Below are 26,375 nucleotides of genomic sequence, written 5' to 3' on the forward strand. Positions count from 1 at the left end.
ATGAGGAGGGTGCTCGAGCGATCGCTGTTCCACAACGGATCGGTTCCGAACACCGTCTCGAGTCCGGTGTGGTCGCCATCGTCGGTCGAAACCACAGTGATCGCGAGCACGCGTTCGGGTGACCAGTGAACGTGATGGCCCACTGAGGCCGATGGGACATCCGGCCGCAATCCGTCGCTCGCGACCGAGCGAACTGTTCGGTCATTTCGACGGCTACCAACTCCGAGTGATAGCTGCTATCGAGCCCGAGTGGTGGCTGCTACCGATGCGTCGTCTCCGTTTGCAGTCCAGACTGTGACGACGGTTCCGTTTGGCTTGAGCGAGAAGCCGGCTCCCGGATCGACGTCGAAGTCGAAACGACGCGCCGGTGCGAGTTCGTCACGCGGTGCTCTCGTCACGGAAGCCGCGAGAACAGTGTTGTTGAGCGCCCGATTCCGCAGTGACGTGGCTGGCCGTCGCTCACGTTAGACGCCCGGCACACCAACGGCGTCGAATCCGGTCACGCCGACGAGTGCGAGGACGTAGAGCACGATCAGGACGGAGAGCCAGGCGACGATCGTAATCGCGGCCGCGTCGACCCAACCGCCCGGGTATCGGGCGTTGATGATTGCGAGATAGGCGACGAAGACCAGGAGCGGCCCGAGCAGCGGGATCCAGCCGAAGAAGAACCCGACGACGCCCCAGATGATCGCCCCTAACAGGGCCGTGACGAGTGCGTACGTGTAGTCTTCGGAGTCGACGATCACCTTTGCACCGGCGTAGATGCCGATAGCGCCGATGAGTAGGCTCACTGCGAATACGATGAGGCTTTCGATCATACGTCCCTTCGAGGCTGCGGATACCGTTAGTTATCTTTCACCTACACTCATGAAAACCGTGTTGTACGGCCTCAGAAGTCGGTTTTTGAGACACTCACCGGTTATTTAATCCCAACACGACATCGGTCGTGGCTCCGCCGCCACGGATCGGATTCCGATGGCTGTCACCTTTTCCGTCGCTTCAAAACGGGTCTCACACCCCTCACTCAGCGGTCGTGCGATCGGACGAACGATTGCCCGGATGCTAGCGACTGTTCGTCGCCGACTCGAGGAGGGTCTCGGTGTCGTCGACCGGTGCGAGCCGCGTTCCGTCGACGAGCGATTGAATCCCGCACTCGAGGCTCACTCGCGGCTCGAACCCGAGCGTCCGCTTCGCCCTGTCGATATCCGCCCCACTGTGTCTGATATCTCCGGGGCGGGGGTCGCGGTGCACGATCGACGACGACGAATCGGTCGCGTCTCGAATCGTCTCGGCCAACTCCTCGATCGAGATTCGGGTCCCCGTCCCGATGTTGTACGCTTCGCCGACGTCGTCGGTGGTTGCCGCGTAGAGGTTCGCTCGGACGATATCGCTCACGTGGACGAAATCGCGGGTCTGCTCGCCGTCGCCCTCGACCGTGATCGGGTCGTCCGCGCGCGCCTGCTCGAGAAACGTCGAGATGACGCCGCTGTAGGGGCCCTGCTGGCGCGGTCCGTAAGCGTTGAAGTACCGTAGGGCCACCGTCTCGAGACCGTACAGGTCCTCGTAGAGTCGGGTGTACTGATCGAGCGCGAGCTTTTGAATGCCGTACGGTGACGACGGCTCGGTCGACGCCGTCTCCGAAACCGGAAGCTCGTCAGGATGGCCGTAAACCGCCGCGCTCGAGGCGACGACGACCCGTGCGTCCTCCTGGCGGGCCTGCTCTAAGACGAGCAAACTCGCGTCGAGATTTGTCTCGTTGCTCTGGCGGGGGGCGTCGACGCTTCGGGAGACGCTGACGACGGCGGCGTGGTGGAAGATGATATCGACGCCGCGGGCCGCCTGCTGCAGGGCGATCGGATCGCGGATATCTCCCTCGACGATCGTCACGTCCTCGGGAAGGTTCGTCCGGTCGCCCGACGAGAAGTTGTCGAGTACCCGGACCTCGTTGTGCGGGGCCAGAGCCTCGACGAGGTGACTGCCGATGAAGCCCGCCCCACCGGTCACGAGCACCGTCTTGTCACGAATCGCTGGCGAATCCATCTACTCTCCGTCCCACTTCCCCGCCGTTTAGTATAGCACTCGTACCCTACCGTATTCGGTCCCTACGCGCGCTAGTAGTTCGCTACTGAGCCGGCTTCATCTCCGGACTGGCTCCCCCCATCGAGACGCTTCGGGTTCGACGGCCCGCCGGGAACCGAGAGGCCCAGTCGACACGTTCGAGCGCCCGCGGGGCTCGAGGCAACTGTCGCTCGGGAACGCGGCCTCTGCGCTCACCGCCCAACAGAAGCTATATGCGCCGCGCTCGGCAACTCCCGGCAATGACCGTCGACCTCGTCGTACGCAACTGTACCGTGGTGACTCCCGCCGGGCGGACGCCGAACTCGGGCGTCGCCGTCGAGGACGGTGAGATCGTCGCCGTCGGTCGGAGCGACCGTCTGCCCGACGCGGATCGCGTCGTCGATGCCGACGAAAACGTCCTCGTGCCGGGGATCGTCGACTGCCACATTCACAACCGCGAACCCGGCCTCGAGTACAAGGAAGACTGGGAATCCGCGACGCGAGCGGCCGCCGCCGGCGGCGTGACGACCGTCGTCGGGATGCCCAACACGGATCCCGTCATCGACCGTCCCGAGCACCTCGCGTTGAAGTTCGAGCGCGGCGAGGCCGCCGCGCACGTCGACTTCCAGAGCTACGTCGTCGTCACGAGCGAGAACCTCGATCTGATTCCGGCCATCGACGAGGCCGGCGCGCTCGGCTACAAAATCTTCCTCGGATCGACGGTGGGCGACGTGCCGCCGCCGAACGACGGCGAGATCCTCGAGGCGATGGAGCAGATTCGGGAGACGGGCAAGCGCCTCGGCTTCCACGAGGAGAACGGAGAGATCATCGATCACTACACGGAACAGTTCCAGGCTGAAGGGCGGAACGCCCCGATCGATCACTCCCACTCCCGGCCCGTGATCGCCGAGCGCGAGGCCGTCGAACGGATGATTACCTTCGCCGAGGAGACCGGCGCGAAGATCCACATGTACCACGTCTCTTCGGGATCGGCTGCCGAGGCCGTCGCCCGCGGGAAGGACCGGGGGGTGGACGTGACCGCCGAGACGACGCCTCACTACCTCTGGTTTACCGAGGAGGTCATGCGGGAGAAGGGGAATCCGGCGCGGATTCAGCCTCCCATTCGAAACGCCGAGGAGCGCGAGAAGCTCTGGGCGGTCGGGATCGACGACGGCGCGATCGACTGTATCGCGACCGATCACGCACCACACACCCCCGAGGAGAAGAAAGTCGACGATCCCTTCGGCAACACTTGGGAGGCGATTTCGGGATTCGTTGGCCTCGAGACCGAAGTCCCGGTCATGCTCTCCTTCGTCGATCAGGGTCGCCTCACGCTCGAGGAGTGGGTCCGCCGCCACTCGACCCGACCGGCACAGGTCTGGGGCATGTACCCCCAGAAGGGATCGCTGCAGGTCGGCACCGACGCCGACTTTACGATCGTCGACCCCGATCGGGAGTGGACGCTCGAGAGTAGCGACGAACTCCACTCGAAGAACTGCGTCACGCCGTTCGTGGGCGAGTCGTTCACCGGAAACGTGGTGTCGACGGTCGTCCGCGGCGAGGTCGTCTACGAGGATGGCGCGGTCGTCGGCGAGTCGGGCTACGGAACGCGTGTCGACGTCGACTGAGAACCACGGCTTCGTTCCCGTTTGATCGATTTTTCCGGCCGAACGGCTATTCGGTGTCGTTCGCCGTGACGATTCTCACTTTCTGAAAGCGGCGATCGGCTTATATTCGCAACCGGCACCACTGGAACCGATGAGGATCACGAACGATGACAGCTATCGACTCCGAGACGGACGAGGCCAGCGAAGGGGATAAGACGGAACAGCTTCGGTCGGTGTACCTTTCCGTGACCGACGGCGACGCGGAACCCGTGGTCGAACCCCAGCAGGAGGATTCCGGGAGTCGTGAGATTCACGAGGAACGCACCGACGAGACCGTCGGTCCCGCGGAGATGCACGGGCTCGACGACGCGATCGACGATCCCGAGCCTGCGGACTGATCGATGTAGTTACGCAGATACGGCCGTTTAGTCGAGGCCCGAACCAACAGCTTCTTCGACCGACGCGAAGCCGTCTCGCTCGAGTAGCTGTACCAGCCCTCGGTTGATCCGTTTCGCCGTCGACGGCCCCTCGTAGACGAATCCGGTGTACAGCTGGACGAGCGAGGCGCCGGCCAGAATTTTCTCGTAGGCGCTTCCCGGCGAGTCGACGCCGCCGACGCCGACGATTGGGAGCTCGCCGTCCGTGTACTCGGCAACCGTTCGAATGACGTCGGTCGACCGGTCCTGAAGCGGGGCTCCGCTGAGACCACCCCACTCTTCCCGGGTCGGCGACTCGAGACCCTCGCGGCTCGTGGAGGTGTTCGTCGCGACGATGCCCTCCAGATCGAACGCCTGGACGATGTCGACGAGATCGAGTACCGACTCCTCGGGTTCGTCGGGACCGATCTTGACCAGGATGGGGGCGTCCGCGTCGTTTTCGTCCTCGAGCGTCTCGAAAATCTCTCGCAGGTGGTCGGGCGAGGCCTCGTCGAACTCGTCGGGCGTGTTCGGACAGGAGACGTTGACGACGACGTAGTCGGCGAACGGCGAGAGTCGGTCGAAGACGCGCCGGTAGTCTTCGATCGCCTCCCGCTCGTTCGAGGAGTTCATCTTGCCGATGTTCACGCCGAGCGGGAAGTCGGGCGTGCCGTCGGTCTCGACTCGCGACTTCACGCGCTCCATCCCCTGCCCGTTGAATCCCATCCGGTTGACCATCGCCTCGTCTTCCTGCAGCCGGAACAGCCGCGGCCGATCGTTCCCCGACTGGGGGTAGGGCGTCACGGTACCGATCTCGACGAAGCCGAAGCCGAGCGCCTCGAGGGCGTGGGTCACTTCGGCGTTCTTGTCGAACCCCGCGGCGACGCCGACGGGGTTCGGAAACGTGGTGTCGAACAGATCGACCTCGAGGGCCGGATGCTCGTACTGATACGCAGCCGAGAGGGCCGTTCGCGTGGGCCACGTCGACTGAGCGGTCCGGAGCGTCCGCTTGCCGAGGTCGTGGGCCGTCTCGGCCGGTAGCTTGAACGCGAGGGGGCGAACCCGCGAGTACAGCGTCATTGACGGACCTTCGGAACGGCTGCTACCTAAACGTCCCGAAGGGCTTGAGCGACGAACCGCGTCGTCGGTTCTCGACTGGGAGTCAGTACTCCTCGAGCAGCGCCATAATCGCGCCGCCGCCGCCGATGCTCATGCCGACGAAGCCGCGGGAGACGTCCGGATCGTCTCGAAACTGGTAGGCGAGGCTGGCCGCGAGCATCCCGCCGGAGGCGCCGATCGGGTGACCGAAGGCGACCGCCCCGCCGTTCGGGTTCATGTTCTCCCGCGGAATGCCGATCCGGTCCATGACGTACACCGCCTGGGCGGCGAACGCCTCGTTGATCCAGTAGGCGTCGACGTCCTCAACGGCGAGGTCGTTTCGCTCGAGCAAGTCCGCGACCACGTCGCCGACGGCCTCGTTGAACCGATCGGGGTCCCGATAAGCGGTCGCATAGTCGACGACGCGCGCCATCGGCTCGAGACCGCGATCCGCGGCCGCGGCCTCGTCGGCCAGCAGGACCGCACCCGCACCGTCGCTGAGTTTCGAGGCGTTTCCAGGGGTGATCGTGCCGTCCTCCGCGAACGGTGTCGGCAGTTCAGCCAGCTTCTCCAGCGTGGAATCGGGTCGCGGTCCCTGGTCGGTGTCGACCGTCTCGCCGTTCGTCTCGACGGGGACGATTTCGTCGTCGAACGTGCCGGATTCGATCGCTTCGGCGGCGCGCTGGTGGCTTCCGAGGGCGTACTCGTCCTGTGCTTCGCGCGAAACCGCTTCGCGGTCGACCAGCCCTTCGGTGATCTCGCCCATGTGAACGTCGAGGTTCACGTCCCACAGCGAGTCGAGCAGCATCGAGTCCTCGAGTTCGACGTTCCCGTAGCGGCGGCCCTTCCGGTAGCCCGGCAGGATCCACGGGGCGTTCGACATGGATTCGAACCCGCCGGCGATCGCGAACTCGTCCCGGCCCGCCGCGATTCGGTCCGCAGCGAGCGAGATGGCGCTCACTCCCGATCCCGAGGCCTCGTTGATCGTCGTCGCCCGCGTCTCGTTCGGGAGCGCGGACTTCACGACGACCTGTCGACCCGGAACTTGCCCGATTCCGGCCTGGATCGCGTTGCCGAGGGCCACCCAGTCGACGTCGGTTTCGTCGATGGAGACTCGATCGAGGAGTCCATCTACGGCTATGCGACCCAACTCGACCGGTTCGACGTCCGCGAGCGATCCGAGGAGCGTTCCGTGTGGCGTTCGTGCGCCGTCAACGAGGACGATGTCGGTGTCGGAGTCAGTGCTGGACATAGTGGGTCGACCACGCGGGTTCGGATCAATGTTGGCGTGAGGCCACAATTGTTCGGAAGCGATGTGGGTCTGCTTTCTGCAGTGCGAGCAGTGTCGGTAGAAAGGACGGATACTGATGGTACGAGTGGAAAACTGATTCGACGGACACACCCCTTGCCCTATACTGACCGATGGGTGGTCTCAACCTATCATCTGATGAAAATTTCAATAGAGCCATTACGTTGGATTTGCTCCCGATGCTCTGGGTGTTTACCGTTGATTTCTATCGCGTCGAAGTCCGCGTCGCTCTCCCGAAGGCGACTGTTCCGGAACGGGTGGGCGACGATTGTGACGCAGTCGTGCTGGTGTGCGAGTTCGACGGCTTCTTCGGGAGAAAGGGTACCGGAATACGTGCGTTCGGGTGGCTTCGGGCCGATAGCGAGAAGATAGCCCTCTGTCGTCGATATCTCAATACCGGGGATACAGGCATCGCTAATAGGGTTTCGCGCCGAAAGAAGTCGTGATTCGTAACTGCGACTCCGTCGAGTCCGCGTCGGCGTGCTATCCTGAGCGTTGCCCGTACGCTATGAGGGTCGTAGCCAACCGCGAACTCGGGAGCGCGGTGAAAGAACCGACTGTGCGTATGCAGGTCGCGATCGAACACAGTCGTTCTGGTCACGCTCTCATGATAAAATACTAGTGTTTGTTGACAGAATCTTGACCATAAGTAGTGGATGGTAGTCATATGATAAAGGCGTCGTCGCCATCCATTTCAGGGCGTGGCGTCACGGTGTGGTATGAGTGGATCAGGTGCGGTCGTCGTCAGAAATCCCCGTAGTGGCGACGGGAAGCGAACCCAGATAGCACGGGAGATGGCAATCGAGCGCGGCTGGGAGGTCCTGGATAGCGAGGGGGGCGACCACACGGTCGAACTTGCGGCCGAGACAGCGAAGCGCGCGGATACAGTCGTTGCCTGCGGCGGTGACGGAACTCTGAATGGGACGCTCACGGGCGTACTCAAAGCGGAGAAGTTAGACGAGGTCTCGCTGGGCGTCATCCCGGCTGGGACTGGGAATGATTTTGCGGACAACGTCGGCATCCGCGGCGTCGAGCACGCTTTCGAGGTAATCGAATCCAATGAACCGCGTGGGCTTGACGTAGGGATGGCGAACGGTCGCCCGTTCCTGAACTCGTGTGTCGGTGGTCTGACGGCAGATGCGAGTGCGAAGACGACGCCCGCCCGCAAGCGACGACTCGGCGTGTTGGCGTACGTACTTACGACGATGTCGGTGTCTCAGGACTTCGAGAGTTTGAAACTACACGTCTCAGTGGGGCCCGACCGCGACCCTGCTTGGACCGGAGATGCGCTGATGTTGCTGATTGGGAACGGTAGACGGTTCCCCGGCGAACGAATGCGTCAGGCGAACATGGAGGACGGGCAGGTAAACGTCGTCATTATCGAGGACGCGCCGACGCTCAATTACCTCGCGGCGGGTGCTGCTGACAAACTGCTCCGTCGCAACGCCACGTACCTCACGCGACTGAAGACGTCACACCTCCACGTAACGCACGAGGGGGCGCCAGTCCAGTTCAGTCTCGACGGTGAGATGATTGACGAGACGGAACTCACAGTCGATAGCCAGCCGGGAGCAATGGAGTTCTTCGTCGGCCCCAGTTACGATCCGAATCCGGAGGAGTGGGGTAAGCGCACGACAGAATAAGGTCCCCAAGGTTGTAGTCCGCGTCTCGCCGTCCTTCGTTTCACCGCTGCATGACTGAACTGGTTGATAGGAGAATGCTGGTATTACAGTGACCAATTTGGGTTTGCTATCTTTTGCAAACGCTTTGAGCCTGTTAGAACGATCCGTCCATAGTGTGGAAACTGCTGAGCCAACACTACGACTACGTCGTGGTCTCCGACGGGCCTGAAGAAGCCGATGTAATTCACGAAAGGAAGATTCGGGTCTCCCTCAACGGCTGGGTTCAACCCCAAAACGGTGACTCTTCTTACCGAACACCGTTTACCGTATAGAAGACCAGACTTTCCCCTAAAATCTCATCAGATATTTCCAACTACTCGATTCCTCCCAATCAGATGCGAACCCAAGCCAAGGCGATACGCGTGTATTCAGCACGGTAGCTGAAAACTATCATCGATTGAGGATTTCAACAAAGCTGATTGTTTGAAAATGCTACTGATGCTGCTTTTTAGCAGTCCTCCGGCTGCGTGCCGATCCCCTCGAGCCATCCCGGCGGTTTCGCAGCCGACGGCTCGGCGTGTTCGCGTTTCAGCACCATTGGCGTTCGCTCTACGCTCAACACGTGCTCACCGTCCTGGTTGTACGCCCGGAGTTCGGTTTCGACGATGCCGACGTGGTCGCGGGACTCGAGTTCCCGCTTGCTCAGGACCTCGCTTTCGGCGTAGATGGTGTCGCCGTGGAAGACGGGTGCGCGATGACGAAGGTGTCGTCGACGAGGCCTCGCCGAACTCCGTCTCGGCGGCGTAGGCCTCGTTGAAGTGCATCGGGTTGAGGTTCATCGTCACGTTCGTCAGCCAGACGTTGTCCGTCTCGGTGACGGTGCGGCCGAAGGGGTGTTTGTAGATATCCCCCACTTCGAAGTCCTCGTAGTAGCGGCCGTGCCAGCCCGAGACGAGTCGTTTGTCAGTGGACTTGTCGTCTGCGCGTTGCGTTTCGTCCAGTTCGTCTCCTCCGTCCGCCTCTGGGGTATCCATCGTGTATCTCACTCGGTGAACCGGTCCTGCACTCGTTCTCGCAATAGCGTTTTCTGTACCTTCTCGCCGTTCGGTCCCTCCGTCGTCGGGAACTCGTCGACGAACTCGAACGCGGCGGGCACCTTGTAGTCGGCCACGCGGTCCTCGAGGAACGACTCCAAATCCGTTGCGAACACGTTGTTACCTCCGTTCCCGTCGCTTCCGTCACCGTCACGTCCGTCACCGTTGGTGATAACGAACGCGACCGGCACTTCACCGTGCCTGGGGTGGGGTGCGCCGACGACTTCGCAGGAGCGAACGCCCGGGTGCTCTTCGACGGTAGCCGCAATCTCGCGAGGCGCGACGAGAAAGCCCCGCGTTCGGAGCGCGTCGTCGAGTCTCGAGCGGTAGTAGACGGAGCCGTCGTCGTCCACGGTCGCGAGATCGCCGGTGTAGAACCAACCCGACTCACTGAAGGCTTCGGCAGTCGCCTCGGGTTTGCCGAGATAGCCGTCCGCGAGCAGGTAGCCCCGGAGGGCGAGTTCGCCCTCCTCGCCCGTCGGTAGCTCCTCCCGGGTTTCGGGGTCGACGATCGTCGCGTCGATCGCCGGGTGGATCGGCGGCCCGCCGACGCGTTTCCGGCGGTCGATCGGATCGTCCGGATCGCCGACGAAGATCTGGCTGTTCGCCTCCGAGAGCCCGTAGGGCTGGACCACGGGGAACCCGAACGTCTCCTCGATGCGCTCGAATAGGGGCTCGTCGTATCCCTTACTGATAAAGCCGACTACCCCGCGTTCGATCGTCTCAACGCGCGACCGCGCGAAGGACTCGTGCTCGAGCAGCCGTTCGAACATCACGCCGAGTCCGGTGAGGGCGGTCGCGTCGTACTCGTCGACCAGTCCGAGGGTCGTCTCGGGATCGAAATGGGTCTGTGCGACGACCGTCGCGCCGGTCGCGAGGTGACTGAACAGGGTGTTGTACCCCCAGATCCCGCAGAACGGCAGCGTTGCGACGCCGGTGTCGCTTGCAGTGACGTCGAGGTGGTCCGCGACGTGGGCGGAGTGGTTCAACAGCGACCGACTCGACTGCAGACAGCCCTTCGGATCGCTCGTCGTGCCGCTGGTGTAGAAAATCGCCGCCGGCGCGGTCGGATCGGTCGCTGGCTCGAGCGAGTTTTGCTCGCTTTCCAGCCGATCACATCCCGTCCCGAGTACCGTATTGTACCCGCGCAGTGCCGATAGGTTCGACGACGAATCGAGGCTGACGACCGCCTCGAGCGCGGGGATCGAGTCGGGAGCGAACGAATCGGGCGACTGTTTTGCCACCTCGGGGACCGTCGTCTCGAGCATCTCGTGGTAGTTCCGGCCGAGCAGCGACTCCTCGGTGACGAGCACGCTCGCCGCCGAATCGGTGAGCATGTACTCGAGTTCGTGGGTTCGGTAGCGCGTGTTGACGGCGACCATCGCCGCGCCGAGAAACGACGTCGCGAGCTGACAGACGATCCACTCGGGCCGGTTTCCGAGCCAGACGGCGACGACGTCCCCCGCCGAGACGCCCAGGTCGGCGAGCCCGTGAGCGAGCGCGCGACTCTCCTCGAGCAGCTCCGCGTAGCTCCAGGCGGATCCTCGAAAGACGACGGCCGCCCGGTCCGGTCGATCCGCCGCGACCGACGCCACGCCCTCGTAGATGGTTTCCTCCGGCCAGGCGAGCATTATCGTACGCAACCAGTCGGAATCGGACGACAAAACAGTTGTGACGGGTGATCAGTTCTCAATCGCCGGCTGCGTGCTTGCCGTCACCCGCGTCCTCGCTGAACGCCTCGCCGACACGGTCGGCGTTCGGACCGAACTCGCGCTCGAGAAGCGTCGGAACGTCTTCGGGCTGAATATCCGAGTACCACCGGTTTCGCGGCTGGATCGCGATCGCCGTTCCCGCCTCGCTGCAGAGGCCCAGACAGCCGGTTTCGGTTACCGAAATCGGGCTCCAGAACGCGTTGCGCTCGCGAAGCCAGGATTTGATCGCCTCGAGGGTCTCCTGGCCGCCGACATCGGCACAGCAGGCGTACTCCGAGTCGCGGTCGTTCGTGCAGACGAACACCTGTGCGGCGAGTCGGTCGCGCTGTTTGTCGGTTCGGTCCTGCATTGGTTATGGACTGATCGTCAGGGCTTCGTACGAGTCACCAGCGTCAGTGGACGGTTCCGAACGCCGTCGACCGGGGTTGAACGAGACGGCGACCAGCGCCCAGATCACGGCCCGGAGCGGCGTCAGTCCGGTGCGGGCGGGTTCGAATCGACTGCGAACGGTATCGTTCGTCTCCATGCTGAAAGTTAGGTTGAGATAGATCAAATGCGATTGTAAAGATACCGGTCGTTCGTTCGATTTATCTCTCGAGCGATACTCTCGTCGTATCGAAAACCAAATTCCGTTGTTACGATTCGGCCGATACAATTCGCTGAACCGTCAGTTCGTCTGGCGGATAACGAAATCGTTTTCCTACGGCTACCGCTTGACTCGACTAACGACGAGTGACATGAATATCTATCGACTGTCTCGAGGAGGGACGCGCCGTGGCGGTTGAACGAGTGCTCGTACCGCTGTCGGATACGGTGACCGTTCGACAGACGGTCGGCTACGCGGTTCAGTCCGGTCTCGAACGAGCGGACGAACTCGAGGTCCATCTGGTGGTCGCGTTACCCCACGAGGCGGACCTCATCGAGGGCCAACAGGAGACCGAGGCGGCCAAAGAGATCCTCTCGAAAGCGGCCAACTGGGTTCGAGAGGACGCCGGCAGTGCGTCGGTCACGGTCGAGACGACGCTGCTCGGCACCGACGAGTATCTCTTCGGTCCCCGCGACTTTGCCAGTGCGTTCGACGACTACGCGCGCGAACAGGACATGGGTCTGGTCGTGCTCGACCCGGAGTATCAGCCGGGTGCGACGGCCCAGATGCTCCAGTCGATCGAACGCGAACTCGACGCTGTCGGGTTGGCGTACGACGAGGCACCGGTCGAACGACCGGCGCGCCACGAGCGACTGGTCGGCGACGGGACCGAACGCTTCGACCGACTGTTCGCCCTATTCTGGATCTCCTACGGTTTCTATCTGATCCTCGGTGATCCGACCTACTGGTTCGATCTCGTGACGGGCGCGGCGGTTGCCGGCATCGTTTCCGTCTCGCTCGCACACATCACGTTTACGTTTCCGCTCGATCGGATCCAGTCGCCGCTCCGAACGCTCCGCTTTGGCCTCTACGTCCCGTATCTCATCTGGGAGATCGTCAAGGCCAACCTCGCGATTTCGATCGTGATCCTGCGGCCGTCGCTGCCGATCGATCCCACGATGACCCGTCTTAACGCCCGAGTCAGAGGCGGACTCCCGCTGCTCGCGCTCGCGAACAGCATCACGCTCACGCCGGGGACGCTCGTGGTCCGCGGCGACGACCAGCGGCTGATCGTTCACACGCTTATCCCGTCTGCCCGTGAGGATCTCTTCGACGGGTCGCTCGAGCGTGCCGTCAGATTCGTCTTCCACGGCCGCGAAGCGGCTGCGATCGCGACGCCGAGAGAGCGCGGTGACACCGAGATTCTCGGGGGTGAAGAGCAGTGATCCCCAGCGGCGTGACGGTCGAGGAAATTTTCCTCGGCGCGGCGGCGCTGTTCGTCGTCCTTGCAATCTTGATGTTCTATCGGGCCGTCGCGGGGCCGACGACGCAGGACCGACTGCTCGCCGTCAACGTTCTCGGGACGAACACGGTCGTCATCCTGGCCCTGCTCGCGGCGGGACTCGACGAGCCGTGGTTCCTCGATATCGCGTTGATCTACGCCCTGCTCAACTTCCTGATGGCGGTCGCCATCTCGAAGTTTACGGTCGAGCGAGGTGGTGTGTTGTGATCGAGTCGATCCGGTTCTGGGCGATTATCGTCCTCATCGCCTTTGGACTGTTCTTCACGTTCGTCTCGGCGATGGGCGTGCTTCGATTGCCCGACGTCTACGCGCGCGCACACACCGCATCCCAGGCGGACACGCTCGGCGCGGGACTCGCACTCGCAGCCGTCGCACTCGCGCTCGGCTGGCAGCACGCGACGGTATACACCGTCTTGTTGCTGTTTTTCGTCTTCATCACGAATCCGACCGCGGCCCACGCGATCACCCGCTCGGCCGCGGAGAGCGGCATCGACCCGTGGACGAAGGATTCGGAGGAGGAGGGTGAGACCAAATGAGTCCGTTCGCCCTCACCCTCGCCGTGTTCATCCTGCTGACCGCGATCGCCACGGCCCTGTTCCGGGACGTCCTCTCCGCGATCGTCGTCTTCGGCGCTTACAGCCTCGGGATGGCGATCCTCTACACGTACCTGCTCGCGCCCGACGTCGCGATGACCGAAGCCGCAATCGGCGCCGGCGTGACGACGATTCTGCTCCTCCTGACTATCGCGCGGACGAGTCGTCCGCCGACCGATCAGCTGTTCGAACGAGTGAGCGTGCCCGCCGTCGTCGCCGTGGGCGCGTTCGTCCTCGTGACGCTGACGCTGCTTCCGGATATGTATGCGGTCGGCACCGAGGACGCGCCGATCTGGGGCGGCGGCGTGCTCGAGCAGACGCCCTCGCTGTACTACCTGCAGGAAACGTACGCCGACACCGGCGCGCAGAACGCGGTCAGCGCGGTGTTGGCCTCCTACCGTGGGTTCGACACTTTCGGCGAGGCGGTCGTCGTCTTTGCCGCCGGCGTCGCCGTTCTCCTCGTCCTCAAACGGGAGGTGTTCACCTAATGTCTCAGACCGACTCCTACGACGATACTTACACCGAGAGTCAGGTGATCATGACGACGGTCAAGATCATCGCACCGTTTACGCTCACTTACGGGATGTTCATGAGCCTCCACGGGGCCGACACGCCCGGTGGCAGCTTCCAGGGTGGCGCGATCATCGGCGTCACCGTGCTTATGCTCGCCTTCGCCTTCGGAATCGAACCCACCCGCCAGTGGCTGAAAAACTCCTTCGTCGTCGGACTCGTCACCGGTGGTGTCACCATCTTCGTCGCAACCGGTCTCGCCACGATGGCCCTCGGGGGAAGCTTCCTCGAGTACGATACATTCACCGAGACGTTCGGCATCGCCCACTACTGGGGGATGGAGGCCATCGAGGTCGGTGGCGTCGCACTGATCGTCGCCGGCGTCGTCATCACGCTGTTCTTCGCGACGGCCGCGGGCTTCGTGCCCGAACGCAACAGGCGCGAAGACGAGTCGCTCGAGGGGGTGAGCGACGATGATTGAGGGCACACTCGACGTCCTCACGACGCGCTACGCCTACGCGCTGATGTTCGTCCTGATGGGGATCGGGATCTACATGATCATCGCCAACGAGAACCTCGTGAAGAAGTTGATCGGCGTCAATCTCTTCCAGACCGCGATCTTCCTGTTTTTCGTCGCGGTCGCCTACGTCGAGGGCGGGAAGGCGCCGATCGTTCCGTCTGACGGAAGCGATCCCGGTCTCATGGCGAGTCCGCTCCCGCACGTGATCGTGCTGACTGCAATTGTCGTCGGGATCGCGCTGACGGCCGTCGGTCTCGCGCTCATCGTCCGCATCTACGCGGAGTACGGGACGCTTCGCGAGGACACCCTTCGGGAGGTGCGTGCCGATGAGTAGTCTCGCCGAGATGCTACCGGCCCTGCTGGTCGCCGTGCCGATCCTGCTGGCGGCCGTACCGATCGTCCTCGGACTCCGGTTCGAGCGCACGGGCTGGTCCGTCGCCGCGCTGACGACCACCGCGCTGACCGCGGCTACGGTCTACCTCGCGGCCGCCGTCTACGAGACCGGCCGCGTCGTCCACGTCCTCGGCGGCTGGGGCGAAACGGAAGACCGCCCGCAAGGCGTCGGCATCGAACTCGTCGCCGACGAGTTCTCCGTGTTGATCGCCCTGCTCGTCACCGTCACCGCCGCGGGCGTCCTCGCGTACACGCGCGTAGGCGGGCCGCGCGGGAACACGTTCTATACCGGCTACCTGCTGCTCATCGGCGGCCTGCTCGGGCTCTCGCTGACCGGCGACGTGTTCAACATGTTCGTCTTCCTCGAGATCGTCGGGCTGGCGACCTACGCCATGATCGCCGCCGCCGACGGTCCCGAGTCCGCAGTTGCGGCCCTGAAGTACCTCATTCTCGGGACGATGGGGGCCTCGTTGTACCTCATCGGCGTCGGCTTCCTCTTCATGGCGACCGGCGCCCTGAACATGGAGGTTCTCGGCGAGGCGATTCCGCTGGTCGCCGAGGAGGGCGGTAGCGATCTGACGCTGCTCCGTGCGGCGTTCGCCTTCATCTTCATCGGCTTCGCGCTGAAGGTGGCCCAGTGGCCCCTGCACACCTGGCAGCCCGACGCCTACCAGCACGCCCCCGACGGGGTGACGCCGGTGATCGCGGCGCTCGTCTCGACGGTTTCGGCGTACGCGCTCGGCCGAATTATGTACAACGTCTTCGGCCCCGAGTTCCTCACGGCGACGCCGTATCTGACGGAAGTCGTCGTCACGGTCGGCTGCGTGAGCGTCCTCGCCGGCAGCACCCTCGCGGTGATCCAGCGAGACGTCAAGCGGATGTTCGCCTACTCCTCGGTCGCGCAGTTCGGTCTCATCGTCGCGGCCTACGGGCTCGTCACGCAGACGGCGTTCGTCGGCGCGGTGATCCACCTGATCGGCCACGGCGTCATCAAGGCCGGCCTGTTCGTCGCCGCCGGCGTCGTCGCGCTCGGCTACGGCGCTCGGACCGTCAACGAGTACGCCGGTCTCGCCGAACACAGACCGTTCACCGCCGGTTCGATCGCGATCCTGCTGATCGCGCTGATCGGCATCCCGCCGTCGGCCGGCTTCATCGGCAAGTGGTACGTCGCCGTCGGCGCGGTCGAGGCCGAGGTCTGGCCCGTCGCCGTCGTCATCTTCCTCAGCACCATGCTCACGCTGGCCTACTCGGCCCGGTTGCTCGAGAAGATGTACTTCACGCCGGCGACGCCGGTCGAATCACCCCATCCGCCGGGCCGAGTCGCTGCGGACGGCGGAGCTGATACCGGCGGCGATACCGGACACGAGGGCGCAACGGCCCTCGATCGTGATTCCATCCGCCGAGGATCTCCCGACGCCGTCTCGATCGGCATGCTCGGAATCCTCGTCGTCATCGCCGTCGTCGCCGTCTTGCTCGGCTTCGCCGGCGGTGCGTTCTTCGAGTGGCTCGAGCCGTTTACGTCGGAGGTGTTTACTGAATGACTGAAGTTGCAGACCCACGTCCGTTAGCCGCCGTCCTCGTCTCGGCGCTCGCGATGTGTCTGATCATCGCGTCGTATCGCTACCCGAACGTCCGCGAGAGCTGGTCGGTCGTCGCCGCACTGGCGAAGTTCGGAATCATCCTCAGCATGCTCCCCGGTGTGATGGACGGCACCGTCTACGAGTGGAGTCTCGCGGACTCACTCGGCGTCGAGTTCCTCGCGGGAATCGACTTCGTGTTGCGCGCCGATCCGCTGGGACTGCTGTTTGCCTTGCTCGCGAGTTTCCTCTGGATCTTTACCTCCTTTTACGCCGCGGGCTACATGCGGGGGCTCGACGAACACGCGCAGACGCGTTTCTTCGCCTCCTTCGCGGCCAGTCTCTCGACGGCGATCGGGATCGCCTTCGCCGGCAATCTGGTGACGATCTTCATCTTCTACGAGCTGCTGAGCCTCGTCACCTACCCGCTGGTCGCCCACAACGAGGACAACGAGGCCCGAATTGCGGGACGGAAGTATCTCGCGTACACGTTCTTCGGCGGCGGGGTCTTCCTGCTCGCCGGGACCGTGCTGGTCTACTGGCTCACCAGTAGCGCCGACCCCGCGGGCGAGGCGCATCTGGCCTTCGAGTCCGGTGGTATCGGGATGCTCGCCGAAGCCGCACAGGCCGATCCCGTCTTCGCTCAGGCCGCCTTCTACCTGCTGATCGCCGGCTTCGGCGTCAAGGCCGCGGTGATGCCGCTTCACTCCTGGCTGGCCGACGCGATGGTCGCGCCGACGCCGGTTTCGGGACTGCTCCACGCGGTGGCGGTCGTCAAATCCGGCGCGTTCGGGGTGGCACGCGTCATCCTCGATGTCTTCGGTCCTGGACTCATCTACGATCTGCCGTTGAGCGTTCCCGGTGTCGGGGAGGTCGGGCTGAATATCCCGCTCGCGATACTGGCCGCGTTCACGCTTACGGCGGCGAGTATCATCGCCCTGCGAAAGGATCACCTGAAACGTCGGCTCGCGTTCTCGACGACGGCACAGCTGTCCTACATCGTACTGGGGCTCTCGATGCTCCATCCGCTCGCGATCCTCGGGGCCCTGTTCCACATTCCCGCCCACGCGTTCGGGAAGCTCACCCTGTTCTTCTGTGCGGGGGCGGTCCACGTCGAGACCCACACCGACTACGTCAGCGAGATGGCCGGCATCGGCAAGCGGATGCCGCTGACGATGTCCGCGTTCGCTATCGGCGCGGCCGGGATGGCCGGCATGCCGCTGATCGCCGGCTTCGTCAGCAAGTTCTACATGCTGATCGGCTCCGGCTCGGTCGGCGGCGGCTACTGGCTGTTCGCCACCGCGCTGATCGTCTCCGGAATCCTCAACATCGCCTACCTCTGGCCGGTCGTCTACACGGCCTTCTTCGAGAGCGAGGATCGCCACGACGCGAAACCGCTACTCGAGTTCCCGCCGGGTGGCAAACGCGAGTCCTACTTCGAGAACGAAGAGACGGTCGCGACCGACGGTGGCGATCGATCCGACGAGAAGCCCGAAAGCGGCCAGCCACAGCCTGCGGACGAACGGGACGACGAAACCGAAGCCAAAGGCGCCGGCACGCCGGAGACAGTCACCGACGAAGACGAACCCGAATATGCTGTCGACAAGTATCCGAGCGACCACACCGTTCCCGAGGATGCAGAGACCCACGACGATCACGCAGAGGACCATCACGACCACGGCGACCACCACCACGGTGGGCCGCCGGCCGGCGGCTGGGAACGCCACTCGCCGTTCACCGAGAGCACGTGGCTCATGATCTTCCCGATCAGCGTCATCGCGACCGGCGCGGTCACGCTCGGCGTGATCCCTGACTACGCCGTCTTCCTCGACCTCGCGATGTACATCGTCGAGGGCGTCTTCGGCGTCGACTCGTTTAACGAGTTACACGATCTTTCGCTCGAGGAGGCTATGGAGGTGATCGATCGATGATCGAAGCAGACCTACTGACGATGGCCTACCCGCCGCTGATCGTCTTCGCGGCGGCCCTGCTCGTGCTCGTCCTGCCGCGCATCCTCGGCTTCGCGATCGGCGCGCTCAGCCTCGCTGCTGTGGTGGCCATTGCGGTCTTCGCTCCAGAGGGTGCCCACCTCACGGGGACCTTCCTCGGATTCTCCGATATCCGGCCGTTCTACATCGACGAGTTCACCCGGATGATGGGGATCGCCCTCGGCTTCCTCGGTACGTTCGCCGTGATCTACGCGTACTCGAGTGAGGCCACGAAGACGATGGCCGCGTTCGCGCTGGCGTACGTCGCAAGCGCGTTCGGCGTGGCATTCGCAGGCGACTGGCTTGTCCTCGTTTTCATGTGGGAGATCATGGCGCTGACGAGTACCGTCCTGGTCTGGCACTACGGCGGCGACGCCGTCCGCGCGGGCTATCGGTACGCGATCGCCCACGGTATCGGCGGCAGCTTAGTGCTGTTCGCGGTGATCGCCCACTACGCCCAGGTCGGGACGTTCGTCTTCGGCGAGGGCGTCGACTATCCGAACGCCCTGCTGGCGGGCGGGTTCGGCGAGGGGCTGCCGATGTTGCTCGCGATCCTCGGGATCGGCGTCAACGTCGCGTTCGTCGGCTTCCACACCTGGCTGCCGGACACCTATCCGCGGCCACATTTCGCCGCGTCGGTGTTCCTCGCGGCCTTCACGACGAAGACGAGCGCGTACGTCCTCCTGCGTGCGGTTCCGGAGGGCAACATCTATCTCGCCTACATGGGCGGGCTGATGGCCGTCTACGGCGTCGTCTTCGCGCTGCTCCAGCACGACATGCGCGCGCTGCTGTCCTACCACATCCAGGCCCAGCTGGGCTACATGGTGGCTGGGATCGGTATCGGGACCACGATCGGTGCCGCCGGCGCGATGGGGCACCTGTTCAACAACGTGCTCTACAAGAGCCTGCTGTTCATGGCCGTCGGGGTCGTCATCTACCGCACGCGGGAGAACGACCTCTACAAACTCGGCGGACTCTGGCGGGAGATGCCGCTAACCGCGATCGCCTTTTTCATCGGCGCGCTCTCGATTACCGCCGTCCCCGGCTTCAGCGGCTTCATCAGCAAGGGGATGGTCCTCGACGCCGCTGATCCGCACTACTACGGCGGATCCGAGTATCAGGCCCTGTACTGGCTGCTCTTCATCGGTGCGATCGGGACCTTCCTCTCGTTTATCAAGCTCGGCTTCTACGTCTTCTTCCATGGCGAGAGCGACCGGGAGGTCAGAGACGCAAAACCGGGCCAGATCACGGCGATGTTCTCCGTCGGTGGCGCGTGTGTCGTCCTCGGTCTGCCGATGATTGGTTGGCCGGTCTTCACCGATCTGTTGCCGTTGATCGACGGGACGGAGTTCCTCGGTCCCGGCGGCGAAGATCAGACGTTGACTCCCTACAGCGTCGGGCACTTACAGGACGCGGCTATCCTGATCGCCATCTCGGCTGTCGGCTTCAAGCTCATCCGCAAGCCGCTCTCGAAGCTCGACTACTCCGATCCGGCGCTGATCGTCAACCCCGTCACCTACCACGTCGGTCGTGGGACGATGCGAGCGACCACGGGGACGTACGCCGCGGTCGACAACGCGGTCGTCAGCTTCGTCAAGCGCTGTTACTGGGTTGGGAACAACCCCGTGCTGGCGGTCGATGCGGCCGCTCGTCGGCTCCCGATGGTCGACGCCGAGGAGCGCCGGCCGGCCGACGGCGGCCGTCCGTCGACGATTCACCTTCGGATTAGCATCGGCACGACCGTCCTGTTGCTCACGATCGTACTCACGGTCGTCCTCTGGCTGCTTATCAGCTGAAATCCGCCTCGGACGAGTTCCTGTTTTCCGTCTCCGCCAGAACTGATTCACCCCTCTCGAGAACCGTCAGTCAACGTTCGACGCCGGTCGCTCGAGAAACCACTCACGCATCAACCCCACGTCGAACAGTATTTCCTATCGACAACGGCACTCATCTGAGCTCCGATATCGTCTCAGTCCTGTTCCGACTGCTCGTCACGGTCGCTCGAGCCGACGTCGATGATCGAAGGCGGCGATTCCGGGACGGCGATCGTTCGCTCGAGGACCGACGCGCGGAGCGCGGGCTTCGACGTCGTCGCTTCGCGCCGGTACAGATCGCTGTCGCCGTCGGCCGTCTCCCGGACTCCTCGCGGCGTCAGGTAGTCGCCGTCGATGTTGACGTCCGCGTCCTCACAGAGCCGTTTCAGGACCGAACGAGCACCTTCGGTAGTGATCGTCGGTGGCGCGATCGAACGCTCGCGAGCGAGTTGGGTCGCCGTCGTCTCCGCGAGAAGCGCATCAATTTCGGACTCAGTGTGGCCCCGTTCCGCTAGTACGCTCCTGACGCGACGAGCGATGGAGGGCGCATGACGCGTCGGAAACAGCGGCCAGTCGTTCGACGGCGGATCGAGAACGACCCGGTAGCGTCGCAGCGGTGTCCGGGCGGATGCCGGCAGCGGCACGTCCTCGAGTCGCTGTGATTTCCCGAGCACGCGGATCGTTCCCGTATAGAAGTCGACGTCGTCCCAGGTCGCCCCCGTGCGTCGTTCGTCGTCGGGGACGCGAAACAGCTCGGAGCCGCGAACCCCGGAGTGAGCCAGGAGGGCAACCATCGCGTACTCTCGCAGTCGGCTGCAGCGTTCCTCCCGGTCGAGTTCGCCTGCCGAGGCCTCGAGTGCGCGTTCGCGGACGTGCGTCCGGAGCCGTCGGCGCTGTGCGGCCGTCCAGAACTCGTCGCTGGATCGATCGTCTCCGGAGGGGAGGGCGGACTCGGCGGCGTCGGCCGCGGCCGGATTCGACTCGAGGATACCGCCGCGGACACACCACGAGAGAAACGCTCGGACGACCGCGTAGTAGGTCCCGGCGGTCGATGCCGCGTACTCGCCGCGGTCGGCCCGGGATCGCAACTCGACGGCGTACGCTCGCATCTGTTCGATCTCGAGGGAAAACAGCGAGACGACGCCGTGTTCGGTCTCGAGCCAGTCGGCCCAGCGCCGCAGGATCGACTCGGCGTTCGAGGCGTAGGTTCCGGCACCGGGACCGTCGGGGTCGCCGACGGCCTTGCGCTGGAGGTAGGCGTCGACCGCGTCGACGACGGTGACGCCGTCGGCGTTGCTCACGGTTCGATCACCCGCTCGACGGCTGGTTCGATACGCGAGATCCGATTGTGGCGCTCACCGTCACGGGACGCCGTTCGCTCACGGCTGCCGACGACACGGCGAGTACGACCGGTGGGATCGACGCCGCGAATCATCTGTTCGTACGGTACTGGTCCACCACCCTAAATCTGTGTTTCGGTCTCCCCTGTCCGGAAAGAAACGAGAGCAATCGAACGAACTGTCGTTTCGAACGGACTCTCGCTCGTCGTGACGGTCGCCATTATGGCCGCTGGCAGCGTACGTCACCATATGACACGCCAGGCGTCACGGCGCTCCGTGCTGGCCGGCGCCGCCGGTGGGGTCCTCTGTGGCGTCGCCGGCTGTCTCTCGAGGAGCCGAGACGTCGAGCAAACGGTAACGAAGACACACACCACGGACGAGCTACGGGCGGTAACGGTCTCGACGACGCTCAGCGATGTCGACGTTCACACGGCACCGACGGACGCGATCGACATCGAGGGCCAGAAGGCGGCCGTCAGCCGCGACGATCTCGAGTCGATCGGGCTGTCGACGACGACCGACGACGACGTCCTCGATATTTCGGTCGACCGAGACGACGCGCGGACCGTTTTCGGGCTCCGGCCCGATCCGGTGCTCGACCTCTCGGTCGCCGTTCCGGACCGACTCGAGGTGCGGCGACTCGAGTCCAGAGCCGGTGATATCGACGTGGAGAACGTCAACGGGGATCTACAGATAACCTCCAAAACGGGAGCTGTGAGTGCAACAGCGGTCGAGGGGGTCGTCTCGGCCGCGACGGAAACCGGCGACCTCGCCGTCGAGGATCCCGCGTCGATCGACCGACTCGAGACCGACACCGGCGACGTAGACGTTTCGCTGTCCGGGATCGACGACGACGCGACCATCGTGTCGTCGACGGGTTCTATCGATCTGCGCGTTCCCGACGAACTCGATCTGACGCTCGAGATCACGACCGAGACGGGCCAGATCGAAGTCACCGACGTGGAAGACCTCCCGGAGATGGCCGGCGATTCGTTGATCGAAGCCGTCGTCGGTGACGGGGCGAATCGACTCGAGGTTTCGACGGAAACGGGGGGCGTGACGGTGAGGGGTCGGTAGCGATTGACCCCCGATTCAGGGAATTATCCGCGAACGCGGTAAGTGCGTGCGTTCGACAGATGTTCTTTGAGTAGTTGATATCAGTTCTGTCGAGGAAATCGATAGAATACGTACTATGGAGTCGATGCTGCCGATATTCTCTCTGCCTACTGTTACCCCCACAGCGTTTCGATTCGCTCTTCAATCCGATTGAGGACGAGGCGGCTCACGTCGCAATGGTCAGTTGGCCACTGTTCGTTTTTCGCGTCGCTGCGACTCGCGGCTGGCGGCGGGTGGAAGTGATCTCTCGAGTTGTGCGCGTTCGGATGCCGATCCCATCGACACTTCCACGCACTATCTGGCCGTTCCTCTTGATAGTGGACGTTGAAATCGTCGTTTCGGTACCAGCGAATCTCGAGACGAGCGGACATCTCGTTCGGGTAGTATTCGTCGGACAGGTCGACACGAAGGTGTAGCTTCCCAGTCGTAACGATTTCCGCCGAATGAAACATTCGACTCCCGACAAATTGGGATCGAAGTCGCTCTAACACCGATCGGTCGATCGGCGCAGGACTCCGACCGTCGTTCGACGGTACCATGTCAGCTGTGGGACGGAGCCGTTGAACTGGCAACCTTTCTCCGGGCACGTTCGTGATGACGACGCTCCTCAATAGCGGTGGCCCAATCACCGAGTGCGACGTACACATCGTCGATCCGCTCCGCATCAAACTCGAGGACGTCGACCTCGGCGGGTGAATCGACGCCGTATTCGTCACAATACGCTTCGATTCGATCAGTCAACTCTGAGACGCGGCCCTGCAACTCGTCGACGGTATTCTTCTGCGCTAACTCGTTCACTCGACGCCACTCGAAGTAGTCGTCGTTGCGCTCGTACCTGACTGGTCGTCCCTCGTGTCGAATAACGATGCCGAGATCGGCGTAGAACGACAAGTGGGTCCGTGCCGACTCCGCCGAGCAGTCTGCTTGCTCGGCGATCTCAGCGGCCGTCATCGGCTCTCGAGCGTGCAAAACTGCCCCATACACGCGCTGCTTCGTGTCCTCATCCTCGAACGGTCTGTCGAACGGAGGTGGCCCTTCGCGTCGGGTGTTGTCTGTCATACTTCCATCAATGGCCCTAACCCATATATTCCTTTCTTCGCCCAAAATATATCGTCCAATTTCCCGCTTACCACATAAATCTACGCGTACCGTTCCAAGGAACTCACAGCCCAAGAGAGGACTTTACGACGACATTTTCGACTGATTATCTCATTTCCTCGAGGTTCCGAAGCATCTAAAACGCAATTTGATTATTGTTCCTTAATTGACATAGTATGTCTAAATAAGTAATTGTAATCCAGTAGTTTGTAGGATTCCTTCATCCGAACCTCTGCTGAGTTACAATCCTGTTTCGTATATCATTATAAGATATATGGGCGTCTCCAAGAACATCTAATCTCCTGATTCCTGCACATTCACGGGCTAAAACCACGGTCTAATCAACTCCAATAGTACACAGTACATTAGCCCAATAATGTACGGTGGATTTAGGAGGGTCGCCGCCGTCGGCGAAGCTACGTCGATGGTGGATACCGAATCCGGGGGTTCGTCCGGGGAAACGCCGCTCGAGAACGCGATAGCCGAGTTCGTCGCCGAACGCGACGGCAACTACGCACAGAACCTCGAGTACAGTCTCGAGAACTGGATCGACTGGTGTGCCGACCGAGACGTCGATACGCTCGAGGGAGTGTCGCCACTGACGATGCGGAACTACGCGTCGCATCTCAAGCGCCGGGTACACGCCGATGCGATTAGCGCTTCGACTGCGCAAACGTACTACAACTACGTGTCGGCGCTGTTGGCTCGATCCGTCGAAGTGGGTACCCTCGGCGAGAACCCCGCCGAAAAACGCGAGGCGAGAAAGCCGCTTCCGGCGGCGACGACCGACAGCGGCGACCAGCAGTTCTGGCATCCCGAACAGCGAGCGGCGATCGTCGAGTACGTCGACGAACGCGCTCGAGCGGCGGTCGACAAACAGGGCAGCAACGCCGTCGAAGCGGTTCGCGATCGCGCACTGATCACCGTCCTCGCGTACACGGGCGTCCGCGGATCGGAGGTGGTAGCCGATTCACGACACGATCGCCGAAACGGACTGCGGTGGTCCGACGTCGACCTCGAGAACGGGGTGATCCAGGTCTTCGGCAAGAGTCAGGACCGGGAAGCGGTCGGACTGACGGGACAGACGATCGACCCGCTTCGCCGACTTCGGTCGCTCGTCGATCCATCGAACGAGTCCTGGCCGGTGTTTCCCTCGAGACATCCGCCCTCGTTGTACGAGCGTATTCGAAACGCGGGATACGACGTCCCCGACGCTGACCCGTGGACGTTCGTTCTCGAGAACGCGATCGAACCGCCGTCGGTGACCATCTCTGGGACGCGAACGCTGTTGAAACGACTGTCGGACGAGGCCGACGTACCCGGCCTTACGGACGGCGAGTACCTGACCCTCCACGGCGCTCGACGAGGCGTCGGTGAAACGTTGTACAGGGAACACGGCGCACAGCGGGCCCAGCGAACCCTTCGTCACGCCGATCCGAAGACGACGTCGACGATGTACTCCCACATCGAAGCGAGCGAGTTGGGTGCGGACAATACCGAAGTGTTCGACGACGAGTAATCTTCCGTTCGCTCCGGGGCTTCTCGCTCGAATGCGGTCCGTCTTCAGTCGGTCCGTTCGGTCACGAATCCAGCGATCGCTTCGAGTGACGTGAGAACTGCCAGGAACACCAACAATCCGATAGCGATCGATTCCAGGTGGAGGAACGCGACGGCGCCCCACAGTACGGAGGCAGCGGCTGCGGCTCCACCCGGCGAACCGGGCGGCGCCAGTCTGTCTCTTTGAGCAGTTCCCGATCGATCCGGACCGCCGTCGCCCTGACGTTGCTCGTCGGTCATACTCGCGCGATACGTCCTGACGATACTACTACCTGTGCACGTGAGCGCTCTCGATATAACTCTCGGCCAAATGCAGGCGACAATGGATCGCGATTCGGCTGTTCGCGTTCACGCAAAGGCGGTCACGAGTACTGATGTACATTCGGAAGCCGAATTTCGGCGTTCCATCGAGGAGAGAGACTGATGGGTGACGCGACGCTCCAGCGACGAGGCTGGCTCCTCTCCGCGGCCTGCCTCGTTCTCTGGGCCGCGAGCACGCTCTCGTTCGCCTGGTACGCCTTCGTCGTGGGTCTCTCGGCGGCTCAACGGCAAGCGCTCGAGCAGTCCCTCCACCGCCCTCTCGAGACGACGATCGAACCGGTGGTCGCGTTACTACTCTCGACCATCGCGCTGGGTGTTCTCACCGGTCTCTCGCTGGTGTACTACGGATATGCGCAATGGCGATACGCACGAGGCCGGAGGCTCGCGCTCGAGTCCGAACTCGAGACCGACCGTCAGTAACGATCTTCGACGTGCTCAGTTATCGTCGTCGTCTTCGTCGGGAGCGCCGCCCGTCGGCTCCGCCGCGTCATCGGCACCGGCGTCGCCCTCGTCACCGACCTCGTCGGGATGGTCGGCCTGTTCGTCGTCGCCGTTGTCACCGTTTGCAGCGTCGTCACCGTTCCCCCCATCGCCGTCGTTCTCGTCCGGTTCGTCGCCGTCCGGCTCCTCGTCACCGGGGCCCTCGTCGCTACACCCGGCGAGCAGGGTTATCGAGCCGACTGCGGCGATTCCCGTCAATTCGAGCATGCGCCTTCGGTTGCGATTCATCGTGTACGCTGGCT

General features: G+C 63.1%; 29 protein-coding genes and 1 pseudogene. 17 read left to right on the forward strand and 13 right to left on the reverse strand.

The annotated features are described in order from the left end of the window. Positions 1–464: 464 nt before the first annotated feature. Both ACSFDB_RS19745 and ACSFDB_RS19750 read right to left on the reverse strand, forming a co-directional pair. Positions 465–818, reverse strand: a complete 354-nt coding sequence (locus ACSFDB_RS19745) for a hypothetical protein (RefSeq protein WP_440772612.1) — start codon at positions 816–818, stop codon at positions 465–467. Between the two features lie 244 nt (positions 819–1,062). After that, positions 1,063–2,040 carry an NAD-dependent epimerase/dehydratase family protein gene (locus ACSFDB_RS19750; protein WP_440772613.1) on the reverse strand — a complete coding sequence of 326 codons (978 nt, stop codon included), beginning with the start codon at positions 2,038–2,040 and terminating at the stop codon, positions 1,063–1,065. A 278-nt stretch (positions 2,041–2,318) separates the two neighbouring features. On the opposite strand from ACSFDB_RS19750, the gene allB reads away from it, so the two are divergent. Together allB and ACSFDB_RS19760 are read left to right on the forward strand one after the other, a co-directional pair. Next, positions 2,319–3,686 (forward strand): allantoinase AllB, encoded by a 1,368-nt coding sequence (gene allB / locus ACSFDB_RS19755; RefSeq protein ID WP_440772614.1) that lies wholly within the window; start codon positions 2,319–2,321, stop codon positions 3,684–3,686. A gap of 146 nt (positions 3,687–3,832) precedes the next feature. Then, entirely contained in the window at positions 3,833–4,063 is a 231-nt protein-coding gene (locus tag ACSFDB_RS19760) for a hypothetical protein (protein ID WP_440772615.1), read from the forward strand. 27 nt (positions 4,064–4,090) lie between these two features. Here the strand turns inward: ACSFDB_RS19760 and ACSFDB_RS19765 are convergent, their stop codons facing one another. After that, entirely contained in the window at positions 4,091–5,161 is a 1,071-nt protein-coding gene (locus ACSFDB_RS19765) for a quinone-dependent dihydroorotate dehydrogenase (RefSeq protein WP_440772616.1), read from the reverse strand. Between the two features lie 82 nt (positions 5,162–5,243). After that, positions 5,244–6,431 (reverse strand): thiolase family protein, encoded by a 1,188-nt coding sequence (locus ACSFDB_RS19770; RefSeq protein ID WP_440772617.1) that lies wholly within the window; start codon positions 6,429–6,431, stop codon positions 5,244–5,246. Between the two features lie 170 nt (positions 6,432–6,601). Between ACSFDB_RS19770 and ACSFDB_RS19775 the strand changes: the two genes are divergently transcribed. From ACSFDB_RS19775 to ACSFDB_RS21070, 3 genes are all read left to right on the forward strand, one after another. Beyond that, positions 6,602–6,934, forward strand: coding sequence for a hypothetical protein (locus ACSFDB_RS19775; protein ID WP_440772618.1), 333 nt, complete (start codon positions 6,602–6,604; stop codon positions 6,932–6,934). Between the two features lie 273 nt (positions 6,935–7,207). Then, entirely contained in the window at positions 7,208–8,131 is a 924-nt protein-coding gene (locus ACSFDB_RS19780) for a diacylglycerol/lipid kinase family protein (protein WP_440772725.1), read from the forward strand. Between the two features lie 152 nt (positions 8,132–8,283). Beyond that, complete coding sequence (locus ACSFDB_RS21070) at positions 8,284–8,442, forward strand: hypothetical protein (RefSeq protein ID WP_502260898.1); 159 nt, start codon at positions 8,284–8,286, stop codon at positions 8,440–8,442. Between the two features lie 176 nt (positions 8,443–8,618). Here ACSFDB_RS21070 and ACSFDB_RS19785 read toward each other — a convergent pair. From ACSFDB_RS19785 to ACSFDB_RS19800, 4 genes and pseudogenes are all read right to left on the reverse strand, one after another. Then, positions 8,619–9,144, reverse strand: a pseudogene (locus ACSFDB_RS19785) (MaoC family dehydratase). A gap of 8 nt (positions 9,145–9,152) precedes the next feature. Beyond that, on the reverse strand, positions 9,153–10,835 hold the full coding sequence (locus ACSFDB_RS19790; protein WP_440772619.1) for a class I adenylate-forming enzyme family protein: 1,683 nt from the start codon (positions 10,833–10,835) through the stop codon (positions 9,153–9,155). 58 nt (positions 10,836–10,893) lie between these two features. Further along, positions 10,894–11,265 (reverse strand): (2Fe-2S) ferredoxin domain-containing protein, encoded by a 372-nt coding sequence (locus tag ACSFDB_RS19795; protein ID WP_440772620.1) that lies wholly within the window; start codon positions 11,263–11,265, stop codon positions 10,894–10,896. Positions 11,266–11,268: 3 nt separating this feature from the next. After that, on the reverse strand, positions 11,269–11,442 hold the full coding sequence (locus ACSFDB_RS19800; protein WP_440772621.1) for a hypothetical protein: 174 nt from the start codon (positions 11,440–11,442) through the stop codon (positions 11,269–11,271). A gap of 248 nt (positions 11,443–11,690) precedes the next feature. Between ACSFDB_RS19800 and ACSFDB_RS19805 the strand changes: the two genes are divergently transcribed. The 9 genes from ACSFDB_RS19805 to ACSFDB_RS19845 are packed head-to-tail and all read left to right on the forward strand — an operon-like array spanning position 11,691 to position 20,182. Continuing rightward, positions 11,691–12,728: a monovalent cation/H+ antiporter subunit E gene (locus ACSFDB_RS19805; protein ID WP_440772622.1), complete on the forward strand. Its 1,038-nt coding sequence runs from the start codon at positions 11,691–11,693 to the stop codon at positions 12,726–12,728. Then, positions 12,725–13,012 carry a cation:proton antiporter gene (locus ACSFDB_RS19810; protein ID WP_440772623.1) on the forward strand — a complete coding sequence of 96 codons (288 nt, stop codon included), beginning with the start codon at positions 12,725–12,727 and terminating at the stop codon, positions 13,010–13,012. Before ACSFDB_RS19805 ends, ACSFDB_RS19810 begins: the two co-directional genes overlap by 4 nt. Further along, positions 13,009–13,341, forward strand: coding sequence for a monovalent cation/H(+) antiporter subunit G (gene mnhG / locus ACSFDB_RS19815; RefSeq protein ID WP_440772624.1), 333 nt, complete (start codon positions 13,009–13,011; stop codon positions 13,339–13,341). The genes ACSFDB_RS19810 and mnhG overlap by 4 nt, the downstream gene beginning before the upstream one ends. After that, positions 13,338–13,886 carry a DUF4040 domain-containing protein gene (locus tag ACSFDB_RS19820; protein ID WP_006091089.1) on the forward strand — a complete coding sequence of 183 codons (549 nt, stop codon included), beginning with the start codon at positions 13,338–13,340 and terminating at the stop codon, positions 13,884–13,886. The genes mnhG and ACSFDB_RS19820 overlap by 4 nt, the downstream gene beginning before the upstream one ends. Continuing rightward, positions 13,886–14,389, forward strand: a complete 504-nt coding sequence (locus ACSFDB_RS19825) for an MnhB domain-containing protein (protein ID WP_440772625.1) — start codon at positions 13,886–13,888, stop codon at positions 14,387–14,389. The genes ACSFDB_RS19820 and ACSFDB_RS19825 overlap by 1 nt, the downstream gene beginning before the upstream one ends. Next, positions 14,382–14,762 carry a cation:proton antiporter subunit C gene (locus ACSFDB_RS19830; protein ID WP_440772626.1) on the forward strand — a complete coding sequence of 127 codons (381 nt, stop codon included), beginning with the start codon at positions 14,382–14,384 and terminating at the stop codon, positions 14,760–14,762. The genes ACSFDB_RS19825 and ACSFDB_RS19830 overlap by 8 nt, the downstream gene beginning before the upstream one ends. Then, positions 14,755–16,362, forward strand: a complete 1,608-nt coding sequence (locus ACSFDB_RS19835; protein WP_440772627.1) for a proton-conducting transporter transmembrane domain-containing protein — start codon at positions 14,755–14,757, stop codon at positions 16,360–16,362. The genes ACSFDB_RS19830 and ACSFDB_RS19835 overlap by 8 nt, the downstream gene beginning before the upstream one ends. Next, positions 16,359–18,329, forward strand: a complete 1,971-nt coding sequence (locus tag ACSFDB_RS19840; RefSeq protein WP_440772628.1) for a proton-conducting transporter transmembrane domain-containing protein — start codon at positions 16,359–16,361, stop codon at positions 18,327–18,329. The genes ACSFDB_RS19835 and ACSFDB_RS19840 overlap by 4 nt, the downstream gene beginning before the upstream one ends. Further along, on the forward strand, positions 18,326–20,182 hold the full coding sequence (locus tag ACSFDB_RS19845) for a Na(+)/H(+) antiporter subunit D (RefSeq protein WP_440772629.1): 1,857 nt from the start codon (positions 18,326–18,328) through the stop codon (positions 20,180–20,182). Before ACSFDB_RS19840 ends, ACSFDB_RS19845 begins: the two co-directional genes overlap by 4 nt. Before the next feature lie 173 nt (positions 20,183–20,355). Here ACSFDB_RS19845 and ACSFDB_RS19850 read toward each other — a convergent pair whose 3' ends face one another. After that, positions 20,356–21,501 (reverse strand): tyrosine-type recombinase/integrase, encoded by a 1,146-nt coding sequence (locus ACSFDB_RS19850; RefSeq protein WP_440772630.1) that lies wholly within the window; start codon positions 21,499–21,501, stop codon positions 20,356–20,358. A 288-nt stretch (positions 21,502–21,789) separates the two neighbouring features. Between ACSFDB_RS19850 and ACSFDB_RS19855 the strand changes: the two genes are divergently transcribed. Beyond that, complete coding sequence (locus ACSFDB_RS19855) at positions 21,790–22,617, forward strand: DUF4097 family beta strand repeat-containing protein (RefSeq protein WP_440772631.1); 828 nt, start codon at positions 21,790–21,792, stop codon at positions 22,615–22,617. A 152-nt stretch (positions 22,618–22,769) separates the two neighbouring features. Here ACSFDB_RS19855 and ACSFDB_RS19860 read toward each other — a convergent pair whose 3' ends face one another. Next, positions 22,770–23,108 carry a toxin-antitoxin system TumE family protein gene (locus ACSFDB_RS19860; RefSeq protein ID WP_440772632.1) on the reverse strand — a complete coding sequence of 113 codons (339 nt, stop codon included), beginning with the start codon at positions 23,106–23,108 and terminating at the stop codon, positions 22,770–22,772. 88 nt (positions 23,109–23,196) lie between these two features. Continuing rightward, the gene (locus ACSFDB_RS19865; protein ID WP_440772633.1) at positions 23,197–23,715 is read right to left on the reverse strand and encodes a DUF7342 family protein; all 519 of its coding nucleotides are present in this window, start codon (positions 23,713–23,715) and stop codon (positions 23,197–23,199) included. Positions 23,716–24,178: 463 nt separating this feature from the next. Here ACSFDB_RS19865 and ACSFDB_RS19870 point away from each other — a divergent pair, with 463 nt between their 5' ends. Then, the gene (locus ACSFDB_RS19870) at positions 24,179–25,273 is read left to right on the forward strand and encodes a tyrosine-type recombinase/integrase (RefSeq protein WP_440772634.1); all 1,095 of its coding nucleotides are present in this window, start codon (positions 24,179–24,181) and stop codon (positions 25,271–25,273) included. Between the two features lie 44 nt (positions 25,274–25,317). Here the strand turns inward: ACSFDB_RS19870 and ACSFDB_RS19875 are convergent, their stop codons facing one another. Next, positions 25,318–25,551 carry a hypothetical protein gene (locus ACSFDB_RS19875; protein ID WP_440772635.1) on the reverse strand — a complete coding sequence of 78 codons (234 nt, stop codon included), beginning with the start codon at positions 25,549–25,551 and terminating at the stop codon, positions 25,318–25,320. Between the two features lie 183 nt (positions 25,552–25,734). Here ACSFDB_RS19875 and ACSFDB_RS19880 point away from each other — a divergent pair, with 183 nt between their 5' ends. After that, entirely contained in the window at positions 25,735–26,052 is a 318-nt protein-coding gene (locus ACSFDB_RS19880) for a hypothetical protein (RefSeq protein WP_440772636.1), read from the forward strand. 15 nt (positions 26,053–26,067) lie between these two features. Here the strand turns inward: ACSFDB_RS19880 and ACSFDB_RS19885 are convergent, their stop codons facing one another. Next, positions 26,068–26,340: a hypothetical protein gene (locus ACSFDB_RS19885; protein WP_440772637.1), complete on the reverse strand. Its 273-nt coding sequence runs from the start codon at positions 26,338–26,340 to the stop codon at positions 26,068–26,070. Positions 26,341–26,375 lie beyond the last annotated feature (35 nt).

Source organism: Natronorubrum amylolyticum, from assembly GCF_052040145.1.
GTDB lineage: Archaea > Halobacteriota > Halobacteria > Halobacteriales > Natrialbaceae > Natronorubrum.

What these genes read in the sequence shown, in the direction of transcription:
- ACSFDB_RS19875 (WP_440772635.1), bottom strand. Translation starts at nt 25,551, where the DNA reads ATGACCGACGAGCAACGTCAGGGCGACGGCGGTCCGGATCGATCGGGA.
- ACSFDB_RS19790 (WP_440772619.1), bottom strand. Translation starts at nt 10,835, where the DNA reads ATGCTCGCCTGGCCGGAGGAAACCATCTACGAGGGCGTGGCGTCGGTC.
- ACSFDB_RS19795 (WP_440772620.1), bottom strand. Translation starts at nt 11,265, where the DNA reads ATGCAGGACCGAACCGACAAACAGCGCGACCGACTCGCCGCACAGGTG.
- ACSFDB_RS19880 (WP_440772636.1), top strand. Translation starts at nt 25,735, where the DNA reads ATGGGTGACGCGACGCTCCAGCGACGAGGCTGGCTCCTCTCCGCGGCC.
- ACSFDB_RS19860 (WP_440772632.1), bottom strand. Translation starts at nt 23,108, where the DNA reads ATGTTTCATTCGGCGGAAATCGTTACGACTGGGAAGCTACACCTTCGT.
- ACSFDB_RS19870 (WP_440772634.1), top strand. Translation starts at nt 24,179, where the DNA reads ATGGTGGATACCGAATCCGGGGGTTCGTCCGGGGAAACGCCGCTCGAG.
- ACSFDB_RS19800 (WP_440772621.1), bottom strand. Translation starts at nt 11,442, where the DNA reads ATGGAGACGAACGATACCGTTCGCAGTCGATTCGAACCCGCCCGCACC.
- ACSFDB_RS19855 (WP_440772631.1), top strand. Translation starts at nt 21,790, where the DNA reads ATGACACGCCAGGCGTCACGGCGCTCCGTGCTGGCCGGCGCCGCCGGT.
- ACSFDB_RS19770 (WP_440772617.1), bottom strand. Translation starts at nt 6,431, where the DNA reads ATGTCCAGCACTGACTCCGACACCGACATCGTCCTCGTTGACGGCGCA.
- ACSFDB_RS19745 (WP_440772612.1), bottom strand. Translation starts at nt 818, where the DNA reads ATGATCGAAAGCCTCATCGTATTCGCAGTGAGCCTACTCATCGGCGCT.
- allB (WP_440772614.1), top strand. Translation starts at nt 2,319, where the DNA reads ATGACCGTCGACCTCGTCGTACGCAACTGTACCGTGGTGACTCCCGCC.
- ACSFDB_RS19750 (WP_440772613.1), bottom strand. Translation starts at nt 2,040, where the DNA reads ATGGATTCGCCAGCGATTCGTGACAAGACGGTGCTCGTGACCGGTGGG.
- ACSFDB_RS19760 (WP_440772615.1), top strand. Translation starts at nt 3,833, where the DNA reads ATGACAGCTATCGACTCCGAGACGGACGAGGCCAGCGAAGGGGATAAG.
- ACSFDB_RS19840 (WP_440772628.1), top strand. Translation starts at nt 16,359, where the DNA reads ATGACTGAAGTTGCAGACCCACGTCCGTTAGCCGCCGTCCTCGTCTCG.
- ACSFDB_RS19825 (WP_440772625.1), top strand. Translation starts at nt 13,886, where the DNA reads ATGTCTCAGACCGACTCCTACGACGATACTTACACCGAGAGTCAGGTG.
- ACSFDB_RS19820 (WP_006091089.1), top strand. Translation starts at nt 13,338, where the DNA reads ATGAGTCCGTTCGCCCTCACCCTCGCCGTGTTCATCCTGCTGACCGCG.
- ACSFDB_RS19775 (WP_440772618.1), top strand. Translation starts at nt 6,602, where the DNA reads ATGGGTGGTCTCAACCTATCATCTGATGAAAATTTCAATAGAGCCATT.
- ACSFDB_RS19845 (WP_440772629.1), top strand. Translation starts at nt 18,326, where the DNA reads ATGATCGAAGCAGACCTACTGACGATGGCCTACCCGCCGCTGATCGTC.
- ACSFDB_RS19885 (WP_440772637.1), bottom strand. Translation starts at nt 26,340, where the DNA reads ATGCTCGAATTGACGGGAATCGCCGCAGTCGGCTCGATAACCCTGCTC.
- ACSFDB_RS19765 (WP_440772616.1), bottom strand. Translation starts at nt 5,161, where the DNA reads ATGACGCTGTACTCGCGGGTTCGCCCCCTCGCGTTCAAGCTACCGGCC.
- ACSFDB_RS19830 (WP_440772626.1), top strand. Translation starts at nt 14,382, where the DNA reads ATGATTGAGGGCACACTCGACGTCCTCACGACGCGCTACGCCTACGCG.
- ACSFDB_RS19780 (WP_440772725.1), top strand. Translation starts at nt 7,208, where the DNA reads ATGAGTGGATCAGGTGCGGTCGTCGTCAGAAATCCCCGTAGTGGCGAC.
- ACSFDB_RS19835 (WP_440772627.1), top strand. Translation starts at nt 14,755, where the DNA reads ATGAGTAGTCTCGCCGAGATGCTACCGGCCCTGCTGGTCGCCGTGCCG.
- ACSFDB_RS19865 (WP_440772633.1), bottom strand. Translation starts at nt 23,715, where the DNA reads ATGACAGACAACACCCGACGCGAAGGGCCACCTCCGTTCGACAGACCG.